Origin of the sequence: Gaetbulibacter saemankumensis DSM 17032 (assembly GCF_000425645.1) — a bacterium.
GTDB classification, from domain to species: Bacteria; Bacteroidota; Bacteroidia; order Flavobacteriales; family Flavobacteriaceae; genus Gaetbulibacter; species Gaetbulibacter saemankumensis.
In genome coordinates, this window is the sequence record NZ_AUDV01000007.1 from 187,354 (window position 1) to 213,043 (window position 25,690).

Below are 25,690 nucleotides of genomic sequence, written 5' to 3' on the forward strand. Positions count from 1 at the left end.
GTAACTCAACTATATGATTTTAATGAACTTGATTAAGTAAATGTAAACAAATTTTTTATATTATTATTTTCAATTAATAAAACAACTAACTTTAAACAACTACTTACTAAACAATGATAAGATTTATTTTTTCAAGGTTAGCCAATATAAATAAAATCATTATTTTAATAAATTAAAAAATCATGCAAGTAGATTATGATACATATAAAACGCAAGACTTCACCTGTATAAAATGTGGATGGAAAGGTAAAGGGGAAGAATTGGAGAATGGTGAGTTTAGTGAAGTTCATGTAATTGGTGATTTAGAATGCCCAAATTGCTATCATTTGATTGCCTTTTGGCAAGGAAAGCTTATATAGTAAAAACATCTTTTAATTTATGATAGACCTTATTGGAGACATCCACGGCCAGGCAGACAAACTAGAAGAATTACTTCTTAAGTTAGATTACAAAAAAAGAGACGGAGTTTATTCGCATACCAACAGGAAAGTATTATTTGTTGGTGACTATATTGACCGAGGTCCAAAAATTAGGGAAACACTTCAAATAGTCAAGTCGATGGTTGATTGTGGAAATGCAATTGCCTTAATGGGCAATCACGAATACAATGCGCTATGTTTTCATTTCCAAGAAACTGAGAGTGGTCACCTTAGAAAACATTTAATTAAAAATATCATTCAGCATTACGAAACACAGAAGCAATTTCAGAATAGACAAGAAGAATATGAATAATATCTGGATTGGTTCAAAATATTACCTCTTTATTTCGAGACTGACACATTTAGAGCTGTTCACGCCTGTTGGGATAACAATACCATTGAATATCTAAAAAGGACACTGGTTAACGACAGATTGAACGATGAACTCATTTATAAATCGGTTAATAGAGGAACAAAACTATATGAAGCAATTGAACAGACCTTAAAGGTAAAGAAATGAACATGCCAGAAGGACTTTTTTTTACTGACAAAGACGGAACAAGAAGAAGTGAAATACGAATAAAATGGTGGGAAGACCCTTCAAAAATGACCTGTAAGTCAATAAGTATTATACCACTTGAAAATTTACCAGAACAACCCATTGAATTATCAGAATTAAAAACCCTTGACTTTTATCGTGGTGGTGACAAAAAGGTATTTTTCGGACATTATTGGCTAAAAGGTCAACCATCATTATACAAAGACAATGTATGTTGCTTAGATTATAGCCTTGCAAAAGAAGGAAAGCTTGTGGCATATAGGCTTAACGGAGAATCCATTTTAAATAGCAGTAACATAGTTTATATTTAAATCAATCATACCCAATGCCATTACTTATTACTAATGACCCCTGACATAAATAATAAAGACAAAATTTTATCGACAATTGGACTAAAGCACTTAATGGGTTCGCAACCCTGTTATGTTATGTTTTATAACAAAAGAAATTTTGAGCGTTATATCACTTCAGAATACATGAATTCTGAACGCAGAGAGACCGATGAAGTTTATCGTATGAATGAGTTTAATCTTTTACATATTCACTCAGGGTTAAGATTGACTTTAACAACACATGAAAGTTATGATGGAGAAACAGTAGAATACAAGGTAATTAGGATGTTTATTACAACAACAATTGGGGAAGAATTAGAAGTTTTAGATGCGAATTTCAAAGATAGAATCTTTTATACTAAAGATGCGGAAATTCCTTTTGATGAAACTAATAAGTTAATAGAATAAAACCAACTAATAAAAGTCAAAGAATTCTGGCTATGAATGTGATTAGGCAGTAAATTAAAACAGAAAGGCAAATCTCAAATCTTTTAAGATAAGAGGTAAATTAACATTCAAGACTCTGGTATTTCATAAAGCTTTTCAAGAATCTTTACCATAGCATGAGTGTCCAATTTACAATATTCTAAAAGGTCTGTTCTGGTTTTTTCCATGTCCCCCGAAAATTCTCCAGTGACCATTTGTGTAAAAACAGTACTTGCCGTACCACCTTCTTTAATCTCCAAATCATTATAAGACAATTCTGGCACTAAAGCTGGTAAAACAGCTTTGATAGAGTAACTGCCTTTCATTTCTGGTGTATAATACCACTTCTTTCGAAATGGAATCATTAAGTCTTTCAACCTAGATATAATGCTTTCAATTTCATTTGAATATTGTGGATATACTAAGATGAGGTCATTTAATTTTCCTCTCTCAAATCCAATGTTATAGACCAGTATATCACCAGAATTTTTACAATCCTCAATTAACTGCTTAACAAAAGATTCTCTTGGGTCTATATTAGGATTAGCTTCTGCTAAGTATTCTTTATGGTCTATGTCTCCAATCTCATTTTGAACGTGAAGCGAATATTGAAAAACCAATTGCTGATATGGTCTGCTATTATCATAAATAGGAATAGCTGTTGCCATTGTTTCAAAGTCTAAAAAGTGTAGCGGATAAACCAATTCTTCTAAAAAACTCTTAATCTTTGACTTATCTATATAAGTTGTATTATCTAATTCACTCGTTACTTGTATTAATTGGTTAGGATTTAATGATGTGACTTGTAAATCAATTTCTTCAAATGAAACAGCACCCTGATTATAAAGTTCAAATTTCTTATTTATATTTAATCTAGAAATATTGAATATAGAATAGTCTGGAATAAGATTCCAACAGTACCCTTTAAAGTCACAATCATATGGTTCAGAGCAATGTGGTCCAATACCAATATTAGGTGCTTCATGTTGTTTTATTACTTGCTTAAATCGCTCTATTTGATTTGGTGTTTTTGGTAAGACATTTTGAACTTTATCAAAAACTGATTCTATAGTGAATAGTTTCTGAATATCAATACCACCATCTTTAACGTATTGATTATTAATATGAACGATAGAGATATCCTTAAGTGCAATTCCTGAATTAACTATTGTATAATACTGAATTGCTGCATCATTTATATAAACATCTGAAATACTGGTAGAACTTTTTACTTCATAAGCTTTCCAACTATCATTTTCCTTAACTAGAATGTCAAGTGCAGCCAATACTCCATTAAATTGAAATGTGGCTTCAAAGATAATTGACTCTCCATTTTCAATAAATTTTTTTGTTTTTAAAACTGATTCTTGAATTTTAAAATAACTAGAAGGTGATGCGTCCACACCATTTGGAAATAAATCATGAGCTAAAATGCCAACATTATTTCCTTGATTAAATATAGCTTGAATTTGAGTAGATGCCTCAACCTTTAAATCATAATGATGCTTATAGAGATACAATGACTTTTCACATTGTAAGCCCCTAATAAATGTTGATTTAGAAAGGATTGGTTTTTCCATGTTCACTATATTTGAGATTGAATCTTGACATCATATTTAGAAAACTCCAACATTAATTGATTTATCCAATCTTTCCCAGAAGCAATAGCAACAATATATTTTAGAGCTTTTTTTTGATTCTTTGGTATATAATAACCATAACTCATTTCATAAGGTGTTCCAATCCTATTGTAATTCCTTTCATCATTATCACCAAACATAGAAAACCAAATCTCTTTATTGTCTTTAGAATATAAAAATGACTTATAAGTATTTTTTAATTTAGAAATTTGTACAGCATTTTCATCTGTATTTTTAATTCTTTCATATGAGCGTTGGCATTGCTCAAAATCATAGCAAAGTAACATTTTTGGATAGCCTCCATATTCTAAAGCTTTGTCAATAGAAAAAGGAATTGCCCAGAATGCATCAGTAGGATTTTCTCCTTCGACACCATGATTTATAACGTAGGTAAGTCTTGAAAAGTCAGTCCCCCGAAACACATTATAAATATCATTTTTTAATATTTCTTTTATAATAATATTTTCTAACCGATTGTTTGTAATATTTTCTGTACTATTTTCAGGCTCCAACCCAATTAGAAATAAGGGGATTTCACCTTCTATAATTGCTGATAAATGACTTAATTCCATTCAATTTTAAAATTTAAGTTTTACATGATTATTTTTTCTAAAATTTCTCCACCTATTGTTAAGTTTAAATAATCATCTTCATCCAAAACATTTATAAACCCAACCTTACATTGGTTATTATCTGGATTTTCTCTACCCTTCCAGTAATTACCAAATTTCTCATTAATTAATTTTGAATTTGGATATAAGAGCATACTTCGTTTAGCATCCCAATATAAATTATAGGCATACATCTGCTTTAAATCATTGTCACTTGGTTTTGGATTACTTGCGTCTAATACTTTCCATTTTGTATCAATAATAAAAGTTTCTTCATTTTTCTCATCTTTATTTCTAATCAGAACTAAATCAGGTCTAATAGTTCGTCCTTCCCAGAAAACTTGTTTATTTTGAAAGCTTACTGTAAGATTATCTTCTTTAGCTCTCAATAACATCCTGTAAACATACTCTTCCCAAAGTTTATTCATGTCAAACAATAGCGTTAACATATTTTCTTGACCAGACCGAATATCTGGTGAATAGTTGAGAATAATCATTTTAGCGATTTGCAATGCTCGAGTGTATCCAATAGTCTTTCTATTTTCTTTTACTTTATCAAAATGATACTTCTGAATTGAGATTTCTTTTATTTCTGGAAAGTTTACTCTTAACCTTGCTATTCTATCTTTTAGTTGAGAGTTATAAGTTAATGTACTTAAAATGGTTAATCCCTTTAATAGAATTTGATTCACCAAGTTCTCATAGTCATAGATTTGGTGCTCGGTATAAAATCTCTCCTGATGAATAAGGTTTTGCTGAATATTTTTATTAAAATCTAATCGCCCTTTTAAAGCAAGTACATTTGAAGAGTCTCTTCTATATTGTTTAACTAATCCTGTTCTTAACAAACTTTGAACTTCGTCTAAATACATTTCAAAATAAAGGTCTAAAAGGGAATTATGTTTTCTTTTAAGATTAGTTTCAGATACTGAATTTACATTAATATGCTTACAGATTTTGAGCATATTGAGTAAAGCACCATACCATGCACTAAAATCCGAATCCTCTGCAATATTCCTATCTGTTTTTGGGAGAATTTCAATAGTTAACCCACCAATCTGAATAACACCAACAAAGTTTTTAAACTTAACACCATCTCTAATGCCAGTAAAATAAACATTGTCGTTTTTGTCATTAAATTCATAGAGTTTATCAAGTTCTCTTTCTTCTAAATAGCGTCCTCTCCAATCCTTGTGAAGGGTTAACTTTTCGAACTCAAAGACTTGAATAACTCTAGACATATTAATTATTCGTAAATAGCTTTAAAATTCCAATCATCTGTACTAGTTACTTCATAAACAGAACGCTCTAGTAAATCATTAGCAATTGAAGGGTCATACTCATTTGATTTAGCAAAAGTCATCCCAGCTTTAGTCCCTTTTGTTATAAAGCTACTTCCTAAAATTAAGCTTATTTTGCCAAAGTCACCGAAGAAGTATTCCTCCAAAAGCGGTATGACTTTGTCATTAAAAGTATTTTTTAATTCGTCTTCTGTTGCAATATTTAAAAAATATGAATGACCAATTTTGTGGTCTTTATCAATAAGTTTTTCTATTCTATTATTGATGGTTTCTAAAATTTTAACAACATTGATATCCTCAATCATACCTTTAGTGCTTTTTAATTTCCCTTCCGTTAAAATTAAATTGGGTTTTGGAGGCATTTCTCTAAATGAAAAACGTCTTCTAAGGGCTGTATCTAATGCTTCTATACTTCTGTCAGCTGTATTCATAGTTCCAATAATGAAAACGTTATTAGGTACCTTAAATTCAGTTTTAGAGTAAGGTAATGTCACGCTTAGTTCTTCATCACTATTAGCTCTTTTATCTTTTTCTATTAACGTTATTAGCTCCCCAAATATAGAAGACACGTTACCTCGATTTATTTCGTCAACAATTAAAACAAAGTTTTTAGGGTTTTTGGGTAACTTTAGTGTATCAACTTTCTTTTCTTTAACAAAAAAATCTTGTTTAATTTCCTTTTTTTCAAGTTTATAAATGGTCTGTTGGGATAGATTTTTATTATAAATCTCTTTAGCTGAAATCTTTTTATTAGTAAAAACCCATTCTACTTGTCTAAAGTGTTTATAATCTAAATTATTGGTAAAAGGTGATTCTTCCCTAAATTCATAGTTCCCAACTACTTTACCAATAGCTCTTATATAGTGGTTACCATTAGATATCACTACGTAATTACCAATTTTTAAATAATTACTAAATAAATTCATTGCTTGTATAGGAAATGGTTCCAGATTGTTTTCTTGTCCAAAAGTTCTCAATTCCTTTTCGTCCTTTCCAGTAAAATTCAGACCATTTCCAAACCCCAGTGTAATACAATTATTATCTACGCAATAATCAAATATTTCATTGTCATCTTCAATTAGTGTATTTCCCAATGACATTTTATAAAAGTGAGCTTTTTCATATTCCTCTGGAGATAAAGAAATAAGTGAATCTGAATCTATAGAGACAGCATTTAAACTATCATTAGCCAATCGACATATTTTTTTAAAAACACCTTCTTGTACTTCATACTTTAAATAAGTGTCTCCATCCGATGGTTCTACAGGTTTAATACCTTCAATAAAATCTTCGTAGCTAAATGATTGATGAAAAGTGGTAAATCCTATCTGACCTATATCTTCATTATCATTATTAAGTAACAATAATTTAAAACGGTCCTTTAGTTTATCCCTATTATCTTTATTTGCCTGATAAAATTTTGGGTCAACTATTTTTATTGCTTCATTAATGGTATGATATGTTTTTCCTGTCCCAGGAGGCCCAAAAAATATTTGATTTAAATCTATTTTTTTATCCATGCCTATTGTTATTGCGGTTTCTCTTTCTGTTGAGGAATTTTGTTCTGTAATCCATGCTTTAATGTTTTGTAGCTTATTGCTTATATTAGGGTTTAAGTCAATAGCTTCATCTAAAATATTTAATACAGTTTCAGGTTTTTTGAGATAGCTAAACCCTACTTGACCTACACGACTCAAGCCTTCTAAATACCCTTTGTCTTTTATGTTGTCTATTTTGTTTGGCAATACTACACTTAAGTTTTTATCAGCAATGAGGTTATATGATTCTCTTTCATTAATATCCACCCAGTCTTTAAGAACTTCTGTTTTACCATAAAAACCAACTATTTTCCCTTGAGAGTAAAATATAAAAAGGTTGTTGTTACCTGATACTTTAGGTGCATTTGTGAACTTGACAAAGCCAAGTAATTTGTCTCCTTCATTTCTTGGATTTTCAAAATCAAAATTCCAGCTTTCATGTGGTATGTTGTCACCACCAACCCAAGCATGACCACTCATATCTTCACTAACTTCTTTCCAATCTTTACTATTCCAAGTGATGTTGGCAACTATAATTTTAAAAGGATTTGAAATTTTAGCTTCACTTTTCTTTTTTAGAGTATTGCTTAATATTTTTTCAAATTTTTCATCGGGAATTTCAAATTTATCCTTTAGGTTCAACTTCTGGATAATATTGTCAATTTTAGGTTTTTGAGTTGTTAGGAACTCATCTAAACTCTCTATTGGTTCTTTTGAATTATATTTTTTAAAGAAATGCTTGTCGTTTACTTTTTCAAAACCCCCAATTGTATTTACAATGCTATTATAACATGCTATTATTTGTTCGTTTTTTTCTTTTTTGAATATAATTTCGAGTCTACATTTGGTTTTTCCATCCCCATCAAACTCTACAATAAATGAAATACTTCTTGTAGAGTGATTGCCAGCAGTTCTATTTACAAAACCTACAGCTATATATTTGTCAGTACCCTGAAACCAATAGCCATCATCTAATCGGTTGCTAGTGTTTTGCTGACGTAACCAAAATTTAAGATTAGAATTAGACGACCGCTTTTGGATTAAATAATTCAATATTTCGTCACTCAAATCTATAGAGCTATCTATTTGTTTCATTTAATTATTAATTAAATTTTTATAATATAATGTTAGTGAGTATCGAAAGCTCTTCTAGAGTTTTAATACCTTTAATAAGTTCAGTTTGAAAAAGAATTGTGTAAACATCATAATGAGAGGCGGGATTAAGCATGTGAGAACGCATAATGTCAAGGTCTTGTATTTCTAAGTCTTCAGATAAATTTGAACTTTTTGGTTTAAAATTTAAGAGAGGGTTTAATGCTAATTTAAGCTAAATTTTTGATATTGTTTTTTTTCTGTCGTTTAATGTTTTGATTAATGATTTTGCATTGTGTTCTCTGTTCATTGTAATGATTTTTAAGGTTAAAATTATAATCTTTTTTCTCACTTAAAAATCAACCTATAAAAGTTCACTTTTTGCTGACGTTAAACAATAGTTAATCCTCACATTTTTTAAAAAGTCTTTGAACTTGGATAGGATTAAATTTCTTGCCCCTCCTAGTGGTATACTGTAGTTTATTTAATTTATCAGCAATGGCTTGGAAAGTCATACCTTCTTTCCGAGCTGAGCAGATAATATCCATGGCTTGAATATTGTTTTTATTTGTACGGGCATTTTCCTTGATTTTTTCAACGCCAAGTTTTTGAAATTCCCCAAAACCATTTGGATTGCCAAGTCTAATTTCACCATTAATAGGAGTCATGGTTGAACCATCCTTATTAGTGTAGATACCTTTTTCAATTTTCTCTTTTTTAACCTTTAAAGCGTCTTTAATGCGCTTAGAAATGACCTCAGCTTCATGTTCTGCTATTACTGAAAGTAGCTGGATAGTTAATTTGTTTGCATTGGGGTTGTCACAGCATATAAAATCAACACCACCGTTAAATAGGGCAGAGGTAAATTCTACGTCACGAGCTAAACGGTCTAGCTTGGCTACTATAAGGGTTGCTTTGGAGGATTTAGCAAGTTCGATAGCTTTATAAATCTCAACACGTTTCTTTTTTCTGGTTCCAGTTTCAACTTCGGTAAATTCGCCAATTAGATTACCGTTTTCCTTTATATGATATGCAACAGCATTTTTCTGAGCTTGTAACCCAAGACCCGAACTTCCCTGTTTTTGGGTTGAGACCCTATAATATGCAACGTACTTTTTCATTAACCAGCATATTTACCTTCTACATAGTCTATAATATCAACAAGCATGTCACAATAAACACCGTCACAAGATTTTTCAACCTCAGCTTTTTTATTAATAAACGATACCTTGTATTCGTCAAGCCTTGTTAGTTTCACTTTAACCCAGCTTTTAAATGTTGAACCATTTACTTTAAAAGTAACACCTCCTTGAAAATCTTTTGACTCAGGTAAAGCTACATAGTTCTTTGCTCCCCATGCAAAAAGAGCAGACCTATCAATACACTTAATTTGATTTAAAATGATTTGTGCGATTTGAATTGAAGTGTTGGATTTCATGGTGTTAAATTTATATAATCAAAGATGAAATATTTTATAACAAATTGCAAACGTTAGTTAGCAATTTGTTATATTTGTAATATAAAGTTTAAAGTCATGGAAAGTCACAGTAAAAACATAGAGTATTTATGGAGACCAAATGATGAAAGTGTAGGAACTCGTGCTAAATATGATTTGGAGGCTGCCCATTGGTATCGTTCTTTTAAAAGTGCTGAATTGCAAAATAGGCCAATTTCAATAAGAGCAGACCTGAATGTAATAGGTTTGTTTGTTCAGTTGGTTTTTACATTTCTTGTATTGATTGTCGCTTTGGTGATAGACTTCGTAAAATGGTTGAGGTCTTAGGAGTTATTTCTAGGACATTAAGTTCTTCAAATTAAGGTGAAGGTTAAGAATTGTTTCATGCTGATAAATTCAATCAACTTTATTACAGTTTACTGTATAAATGTAATTTATTGTATGGATTTATTTAAAAAGTCTTGTTTTTAATATAACTATATCGATAATTACATTTAAAAGTTTAACTAAAACTAATCAAACTTATTTTATTAGTATTTAGGTAAGCTTCTAATCTAAAATAAGTTTCTTAACTTCAATTTTATTGGAGGATGAATTGTAAATACTTATAAAATAAAGACCAGTTGCCCAATTAGATATGTCAATATAAAATTGTTGTTCACTGATTTCCGATTGAAACATTGATTGACCTAATGAATTAGTTATTTCAATTGAATAACCAGGAATTGAATTAATATTGCCGTTATCAATTGTAATTTGGTTTTTTGCTGGATTTGGGTAAACTTTGAAGGTGTGATTATAGGAAATTGGATTATAACTTAAAGTAGTTGTGTTAATATACAATGTGTCTGTTACAGTAATAGTTTGGTAACATGTTCCTTCATAAAATAATTCTTTGATTTCTTCGGCAAGTAAAACTCGATTATAAATTCTAAGGTTGTCAAAAGAACCATTAAAGTATCTGGTATTTAAATATGGTTTACCGAAGTAAGTGTAAATTGGCATATGACTACCGAGGATAGGTGTTAAATTCTGTTCATTTATAAGAACATTATCAAGGTATAATTTTATTTTATCCTGTGTGTCATATGTCAGTGTTAAATGGTACCATTTATTTAAAATCAATGGAGAGGTGTCATTATGACTAACACTTTGGTTGTTTTCAAAAATGTAAAATATTCCACCTTCTGAAAAGGAAGAAATTCCTGTGTGTGTTTGCAATGCATCTAAGCTATATCCAAAGCCATTGTCTTGAACATTAGAATGATATAACATTACTTGTGCGTCATGATTGTTAGTTTTAAACCAAAAGGAATAGCTTCCAACATCTATAGGAATTATATTTGGAAAGGTAATAAAATCACTACTACCATTAAAGCTGTAGGCAGAATTTTCATTACCAAATCTATCTGTTGTTAGAGTTACACCATCAGGGGTTCCATCATAGCCATTCCCGCTTTCGTCATTTATATTGCCATTTATTGGATAATATGCTATTAATCCATCATGTGAAATTTGAGCGTTAACACTAAATACTATTAAGGCTGCAATAATTATTGAAGTTAGTTTGTGTTTCATTATTGTAAGTTTTTATAACAATATTATACATATGTACGGCTTAAAAAGAATTCAGTTAGTTAACGTATTATTTTTTTAAATAATCGTTATTCTTAAATAAGAATAAGTTTTTAACCATTTATTTATCAAATATACGTAAACTAATTCTTAGGTTGTAGGTGATTTGTAATCAATATTTTATATTTATATATTTATAGTCATGAAAATATTAATTGGAATAAGTTAAATCATTTTTCTGTGCTTTTCCTCATGCGATTCAAGTGAGAATAGCGATGGTTCAAATGGAGACCAAATTTTAGGTGAATGGGGTAATTTGATTTTTTTCTAATCGATTATCCATGGATTAATTTTTTTGAAATTGATTTAATTCTTGAAACGCATTAATAAAAATAGGAAGCTTAGAAGGTATGATTCCTAAACTTACAGAATCTAAATTTTGAGGCGTTAGGATAAAGCAGGTTGAAACCTCATTGTTCTCTATAATAATGATATTTTGGTTTCCAATGCTGCCTTTTCGGAAATGAATTTTATCTTCAATTAAACCAATAACTTGGTTGATTTTATATTTCCTATCTAACTTTAAATTAAGTTTTTGTTCGTCTCCATTTTGAATGAATTTGAAATCATCCTTTTCTTGTTCATGGAAATCTAAAAGTACCTCAATATTATTTGCTTTTTTTAATGTTTCAATAAGTTCAAATAGGGCGAAAGAGGTAAAATAGTTGCAACTTACATAAATTTTAGAGGCTTCTGAAATCAGATTTTTTAGTTCCTCAATAAGCAGAGTATCTTGATTGTTAATTAATTTCATTTATTGGTTGGTTAGCAATTAATAATCAAATCACACGGCACTAAAATACCGCACCAGTATAAGGCTTCTAAGTTAGTTTAATCACTATTCAGTTAAAAACGGTAAACCGTAATTATAGTTTTAACAGAACTCTAAACCTTACATCTTTGGATTTAGTTATTGTGTGAAATTTCAGAAACTAAATATAAAATATTAATCTTAAAAATAGATTAGTTTTCGAACCTAAATAGCAATGAAAATTGTATTTATACTGTAAATTATAACAGTACTATTCGTTTGAAATATTAAAAGCTTTAGTTCTAGAGTTATTATATTTTTTTAAAGTATTCACGTTCAATTAAATTTCTAACAACTTCACTGGCATTACTTCCGTGTTTATCATTTCTAGCTAATTCTTTTAAATGTTCTTTCTCTTTTTTACTTATTCGAATAAGTAAGACTTCATCTTTTGATGGATTTGGTAGTTTCATAGTTTACTCTTTTTTAATATAAATATCAAAAAAAAATAAAATACCCAAAAGGAGTTTTATAGTACTATTATGGTATCAGTATAGCACGTTAAAACGTGTATTTACATTAAGGAATAGTGCGTTTTTTGAATTGTATGGTGACTTTAGGAGGGAGGTGTCTTTAAAATAATTATGAAATTTATATCAAAAATCCTACGCCACCCCCGTATCGAACCTTATATTTAAGGTGAAAAATTAATTGTATATACGATGGAGAGGGATGTCTCTAAAAATTTTTTTAAAAATTTTAGGCAGATTTTTTTAGAAAGGGTGTTTCTCTGAAGTTTATTGAATATTTGATACTACAGTTATTTTCAAAATTATCTAATTTACCTCTAGCTTTGAAATCAGTATTAAGCTCTTTTACATAACTTTTAAATTCTTCCCAATGCCTTTTCACTGTTGATATGCTCGGTGTTATTTCATCTGCTATTTTCTTTTGGGTTATTTTCCCGAGAGTATTAAAATCCCAAATCTCAATACATTCGTATATTATGTCTTTAGTTTTTTCACTTCTTAGTTTACCTAATTCTCTATTGGAAATTTCCATTTTTTCTTTGAATGTGAATTCCTTGTTTGGATTAAATAAAATTCTTCTTTCCTTATTCAGGTATAATTCAAGCTTACCCTCTTCATTTAGTTTTAGAATATTATTGATAATATTTTTAATTTCACTTTGTTGAAGAGTGGGTTTAAAAGCGTTCGAGTTAACTGAATCAGCTAGTTTTGATAAATAATTATTGTTAATCCATGGGTTTAAGGCTGTTATTTGTGTAAGATAGGTGAACATAGTATTGTTTCTTTGACCTTCTTTAACAGTGATAGGTACAAATGGTTGACATATTTTTTCTTTATTTTCAGGAAAAAATATATAATCTAAATCCATATTTTTATTTTGAAAGTAATCGTTTATGTTATTGAATCTTACTTTTCTATACTCGGAGGAGTTAGAAAAAGTATCATTCGAGGTTAAACCCCTTCTCTCCAAATTTTGTTTAATGGGGGATGGTACTTTTTTTGTATTGGCACAATTATAAACCTTTGAATTATGGTTTATATACATTTTAGGGTCATAACTTAACACCGTTTGTTGTGTTGGTTTTCTAGCACCTATATCAGAATTAATATTTAATAATTTCGAGATTTCATCATAAGCGTTGTTGAAATTATCGATTGTTAAGCCATCCACTTTAACTAATATACCGTAACCGTTTTTTGAAAGGGATTTCCATTTAGCAAAAATAAATTCATTTTTATTTATTTTTTTATTGCTATCTACGTCAATAAAAATAAGACCTGTAGAATCGGTAATATTTTTATTTGATGCTTTACCTTTAAATAAAAAGTTGAATCTGAAAGTTGAGATAAGGTTTGTTTTTACATCATCATATTCTTTACTTCCTTTTTTTAACCTTCTAGCATATTTAATATGAGTTAATTCTGAATCTCCATTTTTTATTATTTCAAATACCTTATCAATACTTAATCTGAATCCGTCTTTTGGATTCTTAATGTTTTTATATTTTGTAACTGTATACATCTTCAAGTCTAATTTTATTGGAATAAATCCCAGTTAGAATTAGCTTTTAATACTTCCTCAATTTTATCGATGGGGTATAGGTATATATCTCCAATTACAGTGAAAGGAATTAGACCTGACTCTCTATATTTAATTATTGTATTGGGAGACAGTCTAAATTTTTCCTGAAGGTCTTTGTTACGGTAGTAGCCTTTGGACTTTGAAGAGGATGAATTATTTAGTTTTTTATCTATTAATTCTAATTTAGAGGTAATTGGAGTTAATAGATTTTGAAGTTCTTCCTTAGATAGGAATTGAAAGTTTAAGTCTTTTGCATTCATAATAATCTGTTTTTAAAATTAATATGCTGCAAAGGTTGTTCATATTCATAGGGATAGCTAAGGATTCCCTAGCATTCCCTGAGGAACGGTTATTTTTATTTTAATTTGGTGTTATTGAGATAGTATTTGTTCTTTTTTTTCTTGAAATTTGGAAATTAGGAGGTCTAAAAGGTTAAGTTCTTGTTGTTTGTATTCCTTGTATTTGTCATTTAAAATTTTTGAAAACTCCTTATTAATTCTATCAACTTTATTTACATTTTTATTATCTAAATAATAGATGTTAGCATCATTGATATATTTTTTTAAGTTCGTATAGGGCATTTTTTGATTTTTGTTATCAACGTTTATTATTCCCATGTCGTGAAGATTTCTATAAAACATGGCAATAGCTAATTTATTGATTTTAAACTCAAGTTTAATATTATTTGGGTCATTATCATGTACCTCATCTAAAGTTAGTTTATCTTCTTCAAAATTCTCTAACTTTTTGATGAAGTTTACTAAATAATCAAGGTATACGGTAATTCGTCCTAACATTTTTCGTGTTTCTTCCATGGTTAAGCTTAAATGCACATAGGAGTAAATGCTCTCAAGCTTTTCTTCATTATCTTCTTTAAGATTAGAGAGTATCTCATCCTGTAGAATGTATTTATAAGAATCAGGTGAATGTTGTGCATCATATAAGTCGAAATCATCTATTTTATATATTTCAGCCATTCTAGTTAATGTTTCTTCATAGCCGAAATCATCTGAAGAAAAATATAATTCTTGAAATTTCTTTTTTGACAGTTTTGTTTCTAGATTTGATATATATACAGTTTTTGGAATTGATTGTAGAATATCTAAATCCTTATAATCCAATTTAAGTAAATCCCTATATTTCTGTAACACATCTTGGTGAAATACTTTTATAAATTTGACTTTACTAAGGCTATCTAAATCTGCTATATTGTTAATTTTATTTTTTATTCTTTCTTCCCAGTCATTAAAATAGTTCCAATGAATCTCGTTCACCCATTTTCCATTGTATCTTATATTTTGTAATTCTTGATGATATTCAATATTAGGTTTTACAATTTTTTCAATCTCAATGTTTAAGTCAAGTATGTTTTTCATGGAAAAAGTTATTTAAAAAAAGCTCTCAATATTGAGAGCTTCTAAATTAAACATATTAAGAAATTAAGAAAACTTTTGCATCAATTTGTTCATATCTTCTTTTACATTTTTATCTAACACCTTAGCATAATGTTGAGTCATTTTTATTGTAGTGTGCCCCATCATTTTAGAAACATTTTCTATTGCAATGCCATTTCCTAAAGTTACCGTTGTAGCAAAGGTATGTCTGGCTGTATAGTGGGTTAGTTTTTTGTCTATTCTACACAGTGTTGCTATTTCCTTTAGATATTCATTTATTTTTTGATTAGATATCTTCGGTAGAAGTTTATCGTTATCTAGACGCTCATATTTATCAATGATTCGTTTGGCTGGTGGAATCAATGGTACGTTTGATTTAACATTTGTTTTTGCTCGATTCGTCTTTATCCAAAACATGCCTTCATTATCTTTGATGAGATTTTTTTTTTGTTAATTTTTCTACATCACACGGGGCATAACTCGTATAACAACTAAATAAAAATATGTCTCGTACTTTATTTAGTCTTTCGCTGCTGAAGATTTTCATTTCTATACGTCCCAATTCTTCGTTGGTGAGAAATATAGCGTCTTTTATTACTAGTTTTTCGTCATATATTAAAAATGGGTTATTATTTATCAAATTTCTTTTGATAGCATAGTTACAGACGGTTTTAAAACACTGGATGTATTTGACAGTATAATTATGACTTATCCCCGTTTTATTATTAAAAGTGGATTCGTATTTTAAATAAGATTCTAAATTGTATATGAATTGATTATCAATATCATTTATAACGAAAGAATTTTTACCATGTTTCACTTTTATATAGTTGGCCAATAAATCTTTGGCTCTATTGTATTTTTGTAGTGAAGCTTTAGAACGTTCACCAGCTTTAAATTTTCGTTTAAAATAATCATTATGTTTTTCAAATAATTTGATAATATCCACCTCAGTAGAATCTATATCCTTACCTTTTAATTTGTTTTTAACATCTATTAAAGTTGTATTGATATTGTTTTTTGTTAATTCAAAGTAGGTGTTTTCAATTTTAGATTCAAGTAAATCCAAAGCTATTCTACAGTTTTTTTCCTTGTCTAAGCGTAGTTTATTTCTAAGTTTATTAGTGAAAGCCCATCTTTCTTTACTAATAAATTTACCTGTGCTTAAAGTTGTTTTTTTTCCTTGCAGTTCGATTTTAGCATAAATTGGAGATTCGCCTTCTTCGTTTTGCTTGTCTGTTTTAAGATAGAGAAATGTTTTAATCATAATATTACGGTTTTAGTGTTTTTGTAAAATTATCAGTAAAACATAGGGTTTTCGAGGGATTCCCAAGGATTCCCTTAAAAATTTAGTTACCCTATTTTTCTCATTTTCAAGGGTAACCTATAGGGTAACCTAACTTTGATATTTAATGTGTATTTTGCCTATATACCAAAAAACAAAAAACCCTCTAAACATAATGTTTAAAGGGTTTTGACTTTTAAAGTGTCATTTGACGACTTTATCAGCGGAGAAAGAGGGATTCGAACCCCCGGAGGTGTGACCCTCAACAGTTTTCAAGACTGCCGCATTCGACCACTCTGCCATTTCTCCTTGAGTGTCTCATCAGGTATTCCCTGAATGCGGGTGCAAATATAGAACCCTTTTTTAATTCTTTCAAATAAAAATTAAGTTTTTTTAGATTTTTTTTATCTTGTTTTTCTATCCTATTAATTTCTAGAGGATTTGCTTAAAAGAAATGTTACAAATCTTATTTTTGCAGAAACGATTCGATACATGGATATAATAAAACAGTTAAAATGGCGCTATGCCACTAAAAAATTTGATAAATCTAAAAAGCTATCCAATGAAAAACTAGAAGTTTTAAAACAAGCTTTTAACCTTACAGCAACCTCTTTTGGCTTACAAACCATAAAAATGATTGTTATTAAGGATGTTAACTTAAGAGCATCGTTGTTAAAGCATGCCTATAATCAAAAACAGGTTCTTGAGGCTTCACATTTATTAGTTATTTGTATTCAAGATGATGTTTTAAATGAGGATGTAGTTAACTATTACGAAAACATAAAAGCTACTCGCAAAACGTCTGATACTATTTTAAAACCATATAGAGAAGAATTAATTAATATGATGACCAAAATGAGTGTGGAAGAGCGTCAGCAATGGTCAAAAAACCAGGCTTATATAGCCCTTGGTAACTTAATGACTGTCTGTGCAGCCGAAGGAATAGATTCATGTCCAATGGAAGGTTTTGTGCCGGAGGCCTACGATGAGGCTTTAGGTTTAGCCGGAATGAATTTAAAATCTGTATTATTATTACCAGTAGGGTATAGAGCGGAAGATGATATCTTTTCTGGTTTTGAGAAAGTGCGACGTTCTATAAAAGAGTCTGTTATAGAACTATAAGAAGTATTTAAAATAGCCTTGTAATTTATAATTGAAGGGCTTTTTTTATTGCCTAATTTAATCGTAGTTTTGAATTCTAACTTTAAATTTTATTATGCCAGGATTTGAATTATTTGGTGATATAGAACGTGAACAGGTCAATGATGTTTTAGAAAGCGGAGTCCTTATGCGTTATGGTTTTGACGGGATGCGAAATGGTCATTGGAAAGCCAAGGAATTAGAAAACGAAATTCAAAATATATTTCAAGTAAATCATGCGCAATTAGTATCTAGTGGAACTGCCGCAATTTCAGTAGCTCTGGCGTCAGCTGGAGTGGGAGCAGGGGATGAAGTTATCATGCCAACTTTTACGTTTGTTGCAAGTTTCGAAGCGGTTATGATGCTGGGAGCTATTCCTGTGTTAGTGGAAATTGATGATACGCTAGCATTAAATCCTGAATCCGTATTGCAGGCCATAACAGATAAAACTAAAGCTGTAATGGTGGTTCAAATGTGTGGAGGTATGGGAGAAATGGATGTTTTGAAAGATATTTGTATCGAACATAATCTCATATTAATTGAAGACGCTTGTCAGGCAATTGGAGCAACTTATAAGAATAGTGCTCTAGGAAGTATCGGTGATTTGGGGTGTTTTTCGTTTGATTTTGTAAAAACAATTACCTGTGGTGAAGGTGGAGCAGTAATTACTAATAATAAAGATTATTATTTACATGCCGATCATTATAGTGATCATGGTCACGACCATATAGGTAATGATAGAGGAGCTGAATGCCATCCGTTTTTGGGATATAATTTTAGGATATCTGAGTTGCATGCAGCAGTAGGGTTGGCACAAATAAAGCGTTTGCCTGAAATTATTAATATTCAAAAAAAGAATTATACTGTAATTAGAGAAGCTTTGTCTAAAGTTCCTGAAATTACTTTTAGACGTACACCAGAAGGAGGTGAAGAAAATTATTCCTTTTTAAGTTTCTTTTTACCAGATATAGAATCTTCTCTTAAAGTATCGCAGGCATTAAAGGCTTGTGGTATAGATGGTTGTTTTCAATATTACAATAATAACTGGCATTATTTACGTAATTGGGATCATTTAAAAGATTTTAAATCACTATATCCTATTTCGAAAGAAGTAAAATCAGGTTTAAAATATTTAAAATCAAAATCATATCCAAAATCAGATTATTATATTGGAAGAAATATTTCTTGTTTGATTAAATTATCATGGACTGAAGAGGAAGTTATAAAACGAGCCAGTAAGATGGTTGAAATTATTAAATCTTCACTGTAATAATATATTTGAAAATGAGTGTTTGTAAAAAAAGCCAGTATCATGATACTGGCTTTTTTTATTTATTATAACGGTCTTTTAATAAGTTACGTATTCTACAATTTCTAATCCATAACCAATCATACCAACTCGTTTGGTTTGTCCGCTATTAGAAATTAAACGCATTTTATGAATGTTCAAATCATGTAATATTTGAGCTCCTATTCCAAAATCTCGGTTATCCATTTTAATATTTGGAGCCTTGGTTATTTTTTGGGCTTCTTGATGGTCTTTTAGGAAAGCCAAGCGGTTTAAAATATTTGTAGACTGTGCTTCTTGGTTTATAAAAATAATAGCACCACGTCCTTCATCATTAATAACCTTAAACATATTGTCTAATTGCTTGTCAGCGTTATTGGTTAATGTTCCTAAAATATCGTTGTTAACCAGAGTTGAATTGATTCTTGTTAATATTTTTTCATTTTCATTCCAATTCCCTTTTGTTAAGGCAATATGAATTTGATTATTTGTGGTTTGTTTATAGGCTCTTAAACGAAAGCTTCCAAAGCGCGTTTCTAACTGAAAATCTTCTTTTTTCTCAATTAATGAATCGTGCTGCATTCTGTAAGCAACTAAATCTTCAATAGAAACGATTTTCAAATCTAGTTTTTTTGCAATATTAATAAGCTGCGGTAAACGAGCCATTGTACCATCTTCATTCATGATTTCTACAATAACTCCAGCAGGTTTTAAGCCAGCAAGTCTTGCGAAATCTATAGCTGCTTCGGTGTGTCCTGTACGGCGTAATACGCCTCCTTCTTTTGCTACCAGTGGGAAAATATGACCAGGTCTGGCAAGTTCAAAAGGTTTGGTATGTTCTTCAACTAAAGCTTTTATGGTTTTTGCTCTATCACTAGCTGAAATACCCGTTGTAACACCATTTCCTTTTAAATCAACAGAAACTGTGAATGCCGTTTCCATGTGGTCTGTATTATTACGAACCATCATGTGTAAATCCAGTTCTTTACAGCGATTTTCTGTCAAAGGAGCACAAATAAGACCTCTTCCTTCGGTAGCCATAAAGTTAATCATTTGTGGACTTACTTTATCGGCAGCGGCAACAAAATCACCCTCGTTTTCTCTGTTTTCATCATCAACTACAATGATAACTTTTCCATTTCTAATATCTTCAATAGCCTCTGGAATGGTGTTAAGTTTTATTTCAGAAGTCGTGTTCTTTGTCATAGGTTCTTGTATCATTTTGCAAAGATAGTGCTTATTTTAATGAATTTAAACAATGTAGTTTTAAGTCTTCTTTTACTTTAGAATTTAAAAATATGAAAGTCAGGAAATATAAAGGGAGCCCTAAAATTAAAAGCGCTACATTCGGAAATTTGTTCGATTTCTTTATGTGTTTATAAAATTTAAAAATATTAATTAGAGATTTTATATAATAGACCATATATAAAAAGAAAGAAACAAAACTTAATTGTATAGATGCACTCGCAATCGAAGGTAATTTATTATTCTTAAAAACGAAATGTAGTATAAGTAATATAGCACCTATTATAAAAAGAGTTAAGGCGTATTTGGCATATTCTTTATATTCATTTTGAATTTTTTCTGAATCCTTATAGTCGTTTTCGATACTAACGCCAAGTTCTTCAATATCCTGAATATCAAGACCTCTGGTTTTTAATACTTTTATTGCTTCATAACGACAATTTTCATCGTGTCCGAGGCTTTCATAATTATTGATGGTATTAATTAATTCCTGATTTTTATAAGCCTGTAAGAAGGTGTAAGAAATACTATCCTTTGGTTTTATATTAAAGGCTTTTTTAATAGGTTCAATGAGATGATCGAATTCAAAAAGACCTTTGTCTTCGGTGGCTCGTTTGGTTAGGAAAAAGCCTAATGGTAGCATTATTAGAGTCGAGAACCAACTAGCAAGAACAGGGTTAAAAGAACCATTCTTAGCACTGTTAGTAGCAAAAATTCCAATAAAGTGGTAGGTTAAAAATAATAATATAGCTATTACCATAGGTAGACCAATACCACCTTTTCTTATCAAGGCTCCTAGTGGGGCACCAACAAAAAATAATATAATACAGGCAAAACCTAAGGCAAACTTTTCATGAAATGAAATAACATGTTTGTTAAGCCATTCTCTGGAGTTTTTAGTTGTAAGGTCTCTAGTTTTAATAGTTTGTTTAGCTCCGGTTATGGTACGCAGGGCTACGTCTATAAGCTCTATTTTCTTCTTAGTGTCAAAAACATCTAATATAGGCCCCAAGTAAGTAGAATCTTGAACTTTTTTGTTGGTTTGTTTTTTTCTGTTACTTATAACACTGGATCGATGAAATAAATTAGTAGAAAACGCTTGTTGTTGTTCAACTTGCCTGTTAGATAGGGAATCGATAGTTTTATTTAAGTCAACCACATCCAACATATTGTATTTGTCGGTTTGCGATTCATCACTAAAATCAACTTTATTAATTTGAGTCAAGTCGATATTCATGATATAAGTATCAAAGGTGCTTTTGGCAAATGGTTTTTGATCTTGAGATTTTGGCGATTTTGGAGTGATATCACTATAGTAATTTCCGTCTTTTAAAATAAGTTTTAAGACATTGGAATCTTCTTTACTAGCTAATTCTCCGGTTTTAGATTTTATAGTCGTCGCATTTTTTCTTCCGTTGTCTCCTTTTACGTGAATAGTTACATCCTCAAGGTATTGGTCATGATCACCATGCTTAGTTTCAAACTTTATATTATAATTGCCTACCGGATTAAATTGCCCTTCTGCTAACAGCATGGCGGGCTTTAATTTCGCGATATTTCTTCGGAGGTTATACGATTTAAGTTCGGCCCAAGGAATAACATTGTTAGAAAAGAAAAAGGTAGTAATACCCAGTATTACAATAAAAATACTTAATCCAGACATGGCGCGTTGCAAAGAAATACCAGTCGATTTCATTGCTGCGAATTCGTAGTTTTCTGCAAAACTACCGAATACCATGATAGATGATAATAATATTGTTAGTGGTAGTACCAACGGAATAAGTTTAGGCATGAAATAGATAAGGAATTTTACAATCACTATAATATCTAAATCCTTACCGGCTAATTCCTTAATGTATAGCCAGATGGTTTGTAAAATAAAAATCAGCATGAGTATAAGAAACACGCTGATAAAAGTTTTAAGGTACGATGTTAATATGTAACGGTCTAATATTTTCAAGAGCTGGCTACTTAGTCTAGGTTGTTAATGTAGTAATCTTTATACTTATTGGCATCAAAAGTAAATAAGCTTTTCGATAGCGGCTCATTTGTTTTAAAAGAATTAACAGTCAAAGTCGTTTTTGTACCATTGTTACCTATCTGGATAAGGTTATATATATGCTTTGTTTGTTTATCGATCCCTAATAAAATATCCTTGATTTCTGAGTTAGAATCAATAGGGGTTAATTTTACATATTGAATCTTTCTTCCGTTAATATTTTGTTCAATATCGTATTTGTACGTGTAACCATCTTCATAAAAAGATAACATTTTACTTGGTGTTATAGAATCTTCGTTATCCTCATTTTCAGAAGAAATGGTAACCTCTTCATCTTCCATACTAATGGAGTAAAGTTTCGCTCCATCAAATAATCTGGTAACACCTAATATGTTTAAACGATATTTATCACCTTGTAAAACGACGTCACCTTTTGTTTCTTGTTTTATGTTCTCAGCAGTGTTTTCTAAAACGTATTTAAAGGTAAGTGATATGTTGTCGTAGGTTTTTATTTTTTCAGAAACTTCCTTTAGTAAAGCCTTTGACTTATCTTGAGCAAAAGCGTTAAGTGTTAAAGTAATTAATAAAACAGTAAAGATGTTTTTAAGGTTCATTTTTTATAATTTATAAATTTTCGTTTTCTAAGTGATTATCCAATGCGATTAAGTCCGGAATTAAAACCTGTCTGGCTTTACTTCCTTCAAAAGGACCAACAATACCAGCTGCTTCTAACTGATCAATTAACCTACCAGCACGATTATAGCCTAATTTTAATTTACGCTGTAATAAGGAGGCTGATCCTTGTTGAGCTGTTACAATTACAACGGCTGCATCTTTAAATAACTTATCTCTATCTTCAATGTCTATATCAAGACTTGTGCCACTTTCTTCGCCAACATATTCTGGCAGTTGGTAGGCTTCGGGATAAGCTTTTTGAGATCCAATATAGTCGGTGATTTTTTCAACTTCAGGGGTGTCTACAAAGGCGCATTGTACACGAATTAAATCGTTTCCTTGCGTGAAAAGCATGTCTCCTCTACCAATTAACTGATCGGCACCAGCACCATCTAAAATGGTTCGTGAATCGATTTTTGAAGTTACTCTAAAAGCAATACGTGCCGGGAAGTTGGCCTTAATAATTCCTGTAATAACATTTACCGAAGGACGCTGAGTGGCAATAATTAAGTGAATTCCAATAGCACGGGCTAACTGAGCTAATCGCGCAATTGGGGTCTCTACTTCTTTACCAGCGGTCATAATTAAATCCGCAAACTCATCAACCACTAGTACAATGTATGGTAAAAATTGATGACCATCATTCGGGTTTAACTTTCGAGCTTTAAATTTTACATTGTATTCAGCAATGTTTCTGCACATCGCATTTTTAAGTAACTCGTAGCGATTATCCATTTCAATACACAAAGAGTTAAGGGTGTTTATAACCTTCGTGTTATCGGTAATAATGGCCTCTTCACTGTCAGGTAATTTTGCTAGGTAATGCCGTTCAATTTTATTGAATAGGGTAAGCTCTACTTTTTTAGGGTCAACTAAAATAAATTTTACTTCGGCCGGATGCTTTTTATATAGCAACGAGGTTAAAACGGCATTCAATCCAACCGACTTACCCTGTCCTGTAGCACCAGCCATAAGTAGGTGAGGCATTTTAGCTAAATCTACTACAAAAGTTTCATTGCTAATAGTTTTACCAAGGGCTATAGGTAACTGCATTTCTGAAGCCTGAAATTTTTTAGAAGCAATAACCGAACGCATGGAAACAATAGTCGAGTTTTTATTGGGAACTTCGATACCTATAGTCCCTTTTCCCGGAATTGGTGCGATAATACGAATACCTAGTGCTGATAATGATAATGCGATATCATCCTCTAAATTTTTAATTTTCGAAATTCGAATACCAGCCTCAGGAACTATTTCGTAAAGTGTAACTGTTGGACCAATCGTCGCTTTTATACTGGCTATACCAATATTGTAGTTTTTTAAAGTATCAACAATACGATTTTTATTTTCTTCTAATTCCTCCTGATTAATCTTAATACCTTCAGTGTCGTATTTTTTAAGCAGATCTAATGGGGGGAATTGGTATTTTGAAAGCTCTAAAGTAGGGTCGAACTGACCGAAATCTTCTACCAATTTGTTAGATAAATTGTCGTTTTCCGATTGTTCTTCGGCTACTTTTTCAACTTCTATTTCTAATTGCTCGTTTACTTCTTCAATGTCTTCTGCTTCTGAAGCGGTTACTTCAAAAGGTGTTGGAGCAAACGAGGCATTACTGCTTTTTTCTGTTTCTAGTTCAGACTTGGAATCATCACTATTTTCAGACGTTAAATCGAAAGCGGATTTAAAATTTTCTGCTTCTTCTGTTAAGTTATTATCAAAAGATACTACGACATCCTCATTAGCTTCCGAGAACTCATTTTTAAGGTCTTTTTTTACAGACTTGAAACTATTTAAAATACTATCGAAAGTTAATTTAAAACGAATAGCTAAATAAGTAATAAGTATAAAAAGTAATAATAGAATGGTTCCTGTTTTACCTATATAATCTTGTAAAAAAGTATTAATTTCAAATCCAATGGTTCCTCCGAGAATATCGATGCTGTGACCAAAAAAACCAAATAAAACAGAAAGCCAAATGATGATAATAACACCCCAAAACCAATGAGTTCGAAGTTTTTCTTTATTAAGGTTCATAAGAACATAAACCCCTGAAAGCATAATAAGGCCTGAAAAAATAAAGGAAGATATTCCAAAACCTCGTTGAATAAAGAAATCACTAAGCCAAGCGCCTGTTTTACTTAGCCAGTTTTTTGATTTGATATCTCTGGATGCAAAATTTGTTAGACTACTTTGATCAGCTTCGCCAGTAAAAATATAAGAAACAAATGCTATAAATAAAACAAGACCGAACAGAACCAAAAAGCTACCAACCACAAGTTTTTGCTGGTTGGATAATGTTATTGTAGGCTTTTTTAATTTAGGTGTTCTAGATTTGTTGTTGGTTTTTTTCTTCGCCATTCACGCCATGTTTGGTTTAACAAAAATACAAATAACTAACGTTTATCCTAACGCTAAAAGTATTTTAAAATCTTAGGTAAATAGATGATAAAACCTATTATGGTAGCAAATATGGCAGCAATAAAAACAGCCCCAGCAGCTATATCTTTTATTCGACCTATTTTCTTATGTTGTTCTGGGTGTATAAAATTAGCAACCTCTTCTATGGCTGTATTAAGTCCTTCTATACTCATAACAAGACCGATGGCAAATATTTGAGCCAACCATTCTTGTTTCGAGATATTAAAAAAGAATCCAGCCGCCGTAGCAATTAAGCCTGTGGCGAATTGAACTTGAATACTGGCTTCGGTTTTTATTAATAATAGAGCTCCTTTTAAGGCATAGCCAATACTTCTTAGCCGATTTGCAAGAATGGATTCTTTTTTAGACATCTA

Annotated in this window: 26 protein-coding genes and 1 tRNA gene; 7 read left to right on the top strand and 20 right to left on the bottom strand. The window is 30.6% G+C overall.

Features of this window, described 5'->3' with window-relative positions; genetic code table 11:
- Positions 1-182 precede the first annotated feature (182 nt).
- From H611_RS14740 to H611_RS0105430, 4 genes are all read left to right on the top strand, one after another.
- Positions 183-359: a hypothetical protein gene (locus H611_RS14740; protein ID WP_157515055.1), complete on the top strand. Its 177-nt coding sequence runs from the start codon at positions 183-185 to the stop codon at positions 357-359.
- Positions 360-378: 19 nt separating this feature from the next.
- Positions 379-732: a metallophosphoesterase gene (locus H611_RS14900; RefSeq protein ID WP_245574772.1), complete on the top strand. Its 354-nt coding sequence runs from the start codon at positions 379-381 to the stop codon at positions 730-732.
- A gap of 209 nt (positions 733-941) precedes the next feature.
- Positions 942-1,289, top strand: coding sequence for a metallophosphoesterase family protein (locus H611_RS14905; protein ID WP_245574773.1), 348 nt, complete (start codon positions 942-944; stop codon positions 1,287-1,289).
- Positions 1,290-1,322: 33 nt separating this feature from the next.
- Positions 1,323-1,718 (top strand): hypothetical protein, encoded by a 396-nt coding sequence (locus tag H611_RS0105430; protein WP_027137400.1) that lies wholly within the window; start codon positions 1,323-1,325, stop codon positions 1,716-1,718.
- Between the two features lie 107 nt (positions 1,719-1,825).
- Here the strand turns inward: H611_RS0105430 and H611_RS0105435 are convergent, their stop codons facing one another.
- From H611_RS0105435 to H611_RS0105460, 6 genes are all read right to left on the bottom strand, one after another.
- Positions 1,826-3,316: a DUF2779 domain-containing protein gene (locus H611_RS0105435; RefSeq protein ID WP_027137401.1), complete on the bottom strand. Its 1,491-nt coding sequence runs from the start codon at positions 3,314-3,316 to the stop codon at positions 1,826-1,828.
- Between the two features lie 5 nt (positions 3,317-3,321).
- Positions 3,322-3,948: a hypothetical protein gene (locus H611_RS0105440; protein WP_027137402.1), complete on the bottom strand. Its 627-nt coding sequence runs from the start codon at positions 3,946-3,948 to the stop codon at positions 3,322-3,324.
- A 20-nt stretch (positions 3,949-3,968) separates the two neighbouring features.
- A complete protein-coding gene (locus H611_RS0105445) occupies positions 3,969-5,228 on the bottom strand; it encodes an McrC family protein (RefSeq protein ID WP_035483493.1) in 1,260 nt (419 codons plus the stop codon).
- A gap of 5 nt (positions 5,229-5,233) precedes the next feature.
- Positions 5,234-7,921 carry an McrB family protein gene (locus H611_RS14480; protein WP_051238733.1) on the bottom strand — a complete coding sequence of 896 codons (2,688 nt, stop codon included), beginning with the start codon at positions 7,919-7,921 and terminating at the stop codon, positions 5,234-5,236.
- 398 nt (positions 7,922-8,319) lie between these two features.
- On the bottom strand, positions 8,320-9,039 hold the full coding sequence (locus H611_RS0105455; protein WP_035483495.1) for a recombinase family protein: 720 nt from the start codon (positions 9,037-9,039) through the stop codon (positions 8,320-8,322).
- Positions 9,039-9,356 carry a hypothetical protein gene (locus tag H611_RS0105460; protein ID WP_027137405.1) on the bottom strand — a complete coding sequence of 106 codons (318 nt, stop codon included), beginning with the start codon at positions 9,354-9,356 and terminating at the stop codon, positions 9,039-9,041. The genes H611_RS0105455 and H611_RS0105460 overlap by 1 nt, the downstream gene beginning before the upstream one ends.
- 96 nt (positions 9,357-9,452) lie before the next feature.
- Between H611_RS0105460 and H611_RS0105465 the strand changes: the two genes are divergently transcribed.
- Entirely contained in the window at positions 9,453-9,701 is a 249-nt protein-coding gene (locus H611_RS0105465) for a hypothetical protein (protein ID WP_027137406.1), read from the top strand.
- Between the two features lie 222 nt (positions 9,702-9,923).
- Here the strand turns inward: H611_RS0105465 and H611_RS0105470 are convergent, their stop codons facing one another.
- From H611_RS0105470 to H611_RS0105505, 9 genes are all read right to left on the bottom strand, one after another.
- Entirely contained in the window at positions 9,924-10,952 is a 1,029-nt protein-coding gene (locus H611_RS0105470; RefSeq protein WP_027137407.1) for a LamG-like jellyroll fold domain-containing protein, read from the bottom strand.
- Between the two features lie 343 nt (positions 10,953-11,295).
- Positions 11,296-11,763 carry a phospholipase D-like domain-containing protein gene (locus tag H611_RS0105475; RefSeq protein WP_027137408.1) on the bottom strand — a complete coding sequence of 156 codons (468 nt, stop codon included), beginning with the start codon at positions 11,761-11,763 and terminating at the stop codon, positions 11,296-11,298.
- Between the two features lie 308 nt (positions 11,764-12,071).
- A complete protein-coding gene (locus H611_RS14745; RefSeq protein ID WP_157515057.1) occupies positions 12,072-12,233 on the bottom strand; it encodes a hypothetical protein in 162 nt (53 codons plus the stop codon).
- A gap of 286 nt (positions 12,234-12,519) precedes the next feature.
- A complete protein-coding gene (locus H611_RS0105485) occupies positions 12,520-13,812 on the bottom strand; it encodes a primase C-terminal domain-containing protein (protein WP_027137409.1) in 1,293 nt (430 codons plus the stop codon).
- A 14-nt stretch (positions 13,813-13,826) separates the two neighbouring features.
- Positions 13,827-14,132: a helix-turn-helix domain-containing protein gene (locus H611_RS0105490; RefSeq protein ID WP_027137410.1), complete on the bottom strand. Its 306-nt coding sequence runs from the start codon at positions 14,130-14,132 to the stop codon at positions 13,827-13,829.
- Between the two features lie 111 nt (positions 14,133-14,243).
- Complete coding sequence (locus tag H611_RS0105495) at positions 14,244-15,248, bottom strand: hypothetical protein (RefSeq protein WP_027137411.1); 1,005 nt, start codon at positions 15,246-15,248, stop codon at positions 14,244-14,246.
- A 63-nt stretch (positions 15,249-15,311) separates the two neighbouring features.
- Positions 15,312-15,683, bottom strand: coding sequence for a site-specific integrase (locus H611_RS14910; RefSeq protein WP_245574774.1), 372 nt, complete (start codon positions 15,681-15,683; stop codon positions 15,312-15,314).
- Between the two features lie 7 nt (positions 15,684-15,690).
- Positions 15,691-16,533, bottom strand: a complete 843-nt coding sequence (locus tag H611_RS14010; RefSeq protein WP_245574775.1) for a phage integrase SAM-like domain-containing protein — start codon at positions 16,531-16,533, stop codon at positions 15,691-15,693.
- 242 nt (positions 16,534-16,775) lie between these two features.
- Positions 16,776-16,860: transfer RNA gene (locus tag H611_RS0105505), tRNA-Ser, on the bottom strand.
- 183 nt (positions 16,861-17,043) lie between these two features.
- Between H611_RS0105505 and H611_RS0105510 the strand changes: the two genes are divergently transcribed.
- Both H611_RS0105510 and H611_RS0105515 read left to right on the top strand, forming a co-directional pair.
- Entirely contained in the window at positions 17,044-17,673 is a 630-nt protein-coding gene (locus H611_RS0105510) for an NAD(P)H-dependent oxidoreductase (protein ID WP_027137412.1), read from the top strand.
- A gap of 94 nt (positions 17,674-17,767) precedes the next feature.
- Positions 17,768-18,961, top strand: coding sequence for a DegT/DnrJ/EryC1/StrS family aminotransferase (locus H611_RS0105515; RefSeq protein WP_027137413.1), 1,194 nt, complete (start codon positions 17,768-17,770; stop codon positions 18,959-18,961).
- A 78-nt stretch (positions 18,962-19,039) separates the two neighbouring features.
- Here H611_RS0105515 and ribB read toward each other — a convergent pair whose 3' ends face one another.
- From ribB to H611_RS0105540, 5 genes are read right to left on the bottom strand one after another with little or no spacing between them, the layout of a single operon-like run.
- Positions 19,040-20,185, bottom strand: a complete 1,146-nt coding sequence (gene ribB, locus H611_RS0105520; RefSeq protein WP_027137414.1) for a 3,4-dihydroxy-2-butanone-4-phosphate synthase — start codon at positions 20,183-20,185, stop codon at positions 19,040-19,042.
- A 31-nt stretch (positions 20,186-20,216) separates the two neighbouring features.
- Positions 20,217-22,184, bottom strand: coding sequence for an LptF/LptG family permease (locus H611_RS0105525; RefSeq protein ID WP_084158148.1), 1,968 nt, complete (start codon positions 22,182-22,184; stop codon positions 20,217-20,219).
- Between the two features lie 11 nt (positions 22,185-22,195).
- Positions 22,196-22,837, bottom strand: coding sequence for a LolA family protein (locus H611_RS0105530; RefSeq protein ID WP_035483498.1), 642 nt, complete (start codon positions 22,835-22,837; stop codon positions 22,196-22,198).
- Between the two features lie 10 nt (positions 22,838-22,847).
- Positions 22,848-25,256, bottom strand: a complete 2,409-nt coding sequence (locus H611_RS0105535) for a DNA translocase FtsK (protein WP_027137417.1) — start codon at positions 25,254-25,256, stop codon at positions 22,848-22,850.
- A gap of 53 nt (positions 25,257-25,309) precedes the next feature.
- Positions 25,310-25,687 carry a diacylglycerol kinase gene (locus H611_RS0105540; RefSeq protein ID WP_027137418.1) on the bottom strand — a complete coding sequence of 126 codons (378 nt, stop codon included), beginning with the start codon at positions 25,685-25,687 and terminating at the stop codon, positions 25,310-25,312.
- Positions 25,688-25,690: the final 3 nt, after the last annotated feature.

Coding starts and splice junctions, on each gene's coding strand:
- H611_RS14740 (WP_157515055.1), top strand. CDS start 183: ATGCAAGTAGATTATGATACATATAAAACGCAAGACTTCACCTGTATA.
- H611_RS14900 (WP_245574772.1), top strand. CDS start 379: ATGATAGACCTTATTGGAGACATCCACGGCCAGGCAGACAAACTAGAA.
- H611_RS14905 (WP_245574773.1), top strand. CDS start 942: ATGCCAGAAGGACTTTTTTTTACTGACAAAGACGGAACAAGAAGAAGT.
- H611_RS0105430 (WP_027137400.1), top strand. CDS start 1,323: ATGACCCCTGACATAAATAATAAAGACAAAATTTTATCGACAATTGGA.
- H611_RS0105435 (WP_027137401.1), bottom strand. CDS start 3,316: ATGGAAAAACCAATCCTTTCTAAATCAACATTTATTAGGGGCTTACAA.
- H611_RS0105440 (WP_027137402.1), bottom strand. CDS start 3,948: ATGGAATTAAGTCATTTATCAGCAATTATAGAAGGTGAAATCCCCTTA.
- H611_RS0105445 (WP_035483493.1), bottom strand. CDS start 5,228: ATGTCTAGAGTTATTCAAGTCTTTGAGTTCGAAAAGTTAACCCTTCAC.
- H611_RS14480 (WP_051238733.1), bottom strand. CDS start 7,921: ATGAAACAAATAGATAGCTCTATAGATTTGAGTGACGAAATATTGAAT.
- H611_RS0105455 (WP_035483495.1), bottom strand. CDS start 9,039: ATGAAAAAGTACGTTGCATATTATAGGGTCTCAACCCAAAAACAGGGA.
- H611_RS0105460 (WP_027137405.1), bottom strand. CDS start 9,356: ATGAAATCCAACACTTCAATTCAAATCGCACAAATCATTTTAAATCAA.
- H611_RS0105465 (WP_027137406.1), top strand. CDS start 9,453: ATGGAAAGTCACAGTAAAAACATAGAGTATTTATGGAGACCAAATGAT.
- H611_RS0105470 (WP_027137407.1), bottom strand. CDS start 10,952: ATGAAACACAAACTAACTTCAATAATTATTGCAGCCTTAATAGTATTT.
- H611_RS0105475 (WP_027137408.1), bottom strand. CDS start 11,763: ATGAAATTAATTAACAATCAAGATACTCTGCTTATTGAGGAACTAAAA.
- H611_RS14745 (WP_157515057.1), bottom strand. CDS start 12,233: ATGAAACTACCAAATCCATCAAAAGATGAAGTCTTACTTATTCGAATA.
- H611_RS0105485 (WP_027137409.1), bottom strand. CDS start 13,812: ATGTATACAGTTACAAAATATAAAAACATTAAGAATCCAAAAGACGGA.
- H611_RS0105490 (WP_027137410.1), bottom strand. CDS start 14,132: ATGAATGCAAAAGACTTAAACTTTCAATTCCTATCTAAGGAAGAACTT.
- H611_RS0105495 (WP_027137411.1), bottom strand. CDS start 15,248: ATGAAAAACATACTTGACTTAAACATTGAGATTGAAAAAATTGTAAAA.
- H611_RS14910 (WP_245574774.1), bottom strand. CDS start 15,683: ATGTTTTGGATAAAGACGAATCGAGCAAAAACAAATGTTAAATCAAAC.
- H611_RS14010 (WP_245574775.1), bottom strand. CDS start 16,533: ATGATTAAAACATTTCTCTATCTTAAAACAGACAAGCAAAACGAAGAA.
- H611_RS0105510 (WP_027137412.1), top strand. CDS start 17,044: ATGGATATAATAAAACAGTTAAAATGGCGCTATGCCACTAAAAAATTT.
- H611_RS0105515 (WP_027137413.1), top strand. CDS start 17,768: ATGCCAGGATTTGAATTATTTGGTGATATAGAACGTGAACAGGTCAAT.
- ribB (WP_027137414.1), bottom strand. CDS start 20,185: ATGACAAAGAACACGACTTCTGAAATAAAACTTAACACCATTCCAGAG.
- H611_RS0105530 (WP_035483498.1), bottom strand. CDS start 22,837: ATGAACCTTAAAAACATCTTTACTGTTTTATTAATTACTTTAACACTT.
- H611_RS0105535 (WP_027137417.1), bottom strand. CDS start 25,256: ATGGCGAAGAAAAAAACCAACAACAAATCTAGAACACCTAAATTAAAA.
- H611_RS0105540 (WP_027137418.1), bottom strand. CDS start 25,687: ATGTCTAAAAAAGAATCCATTCTTGCAAATCGGCTAAGAAGTATTGGC.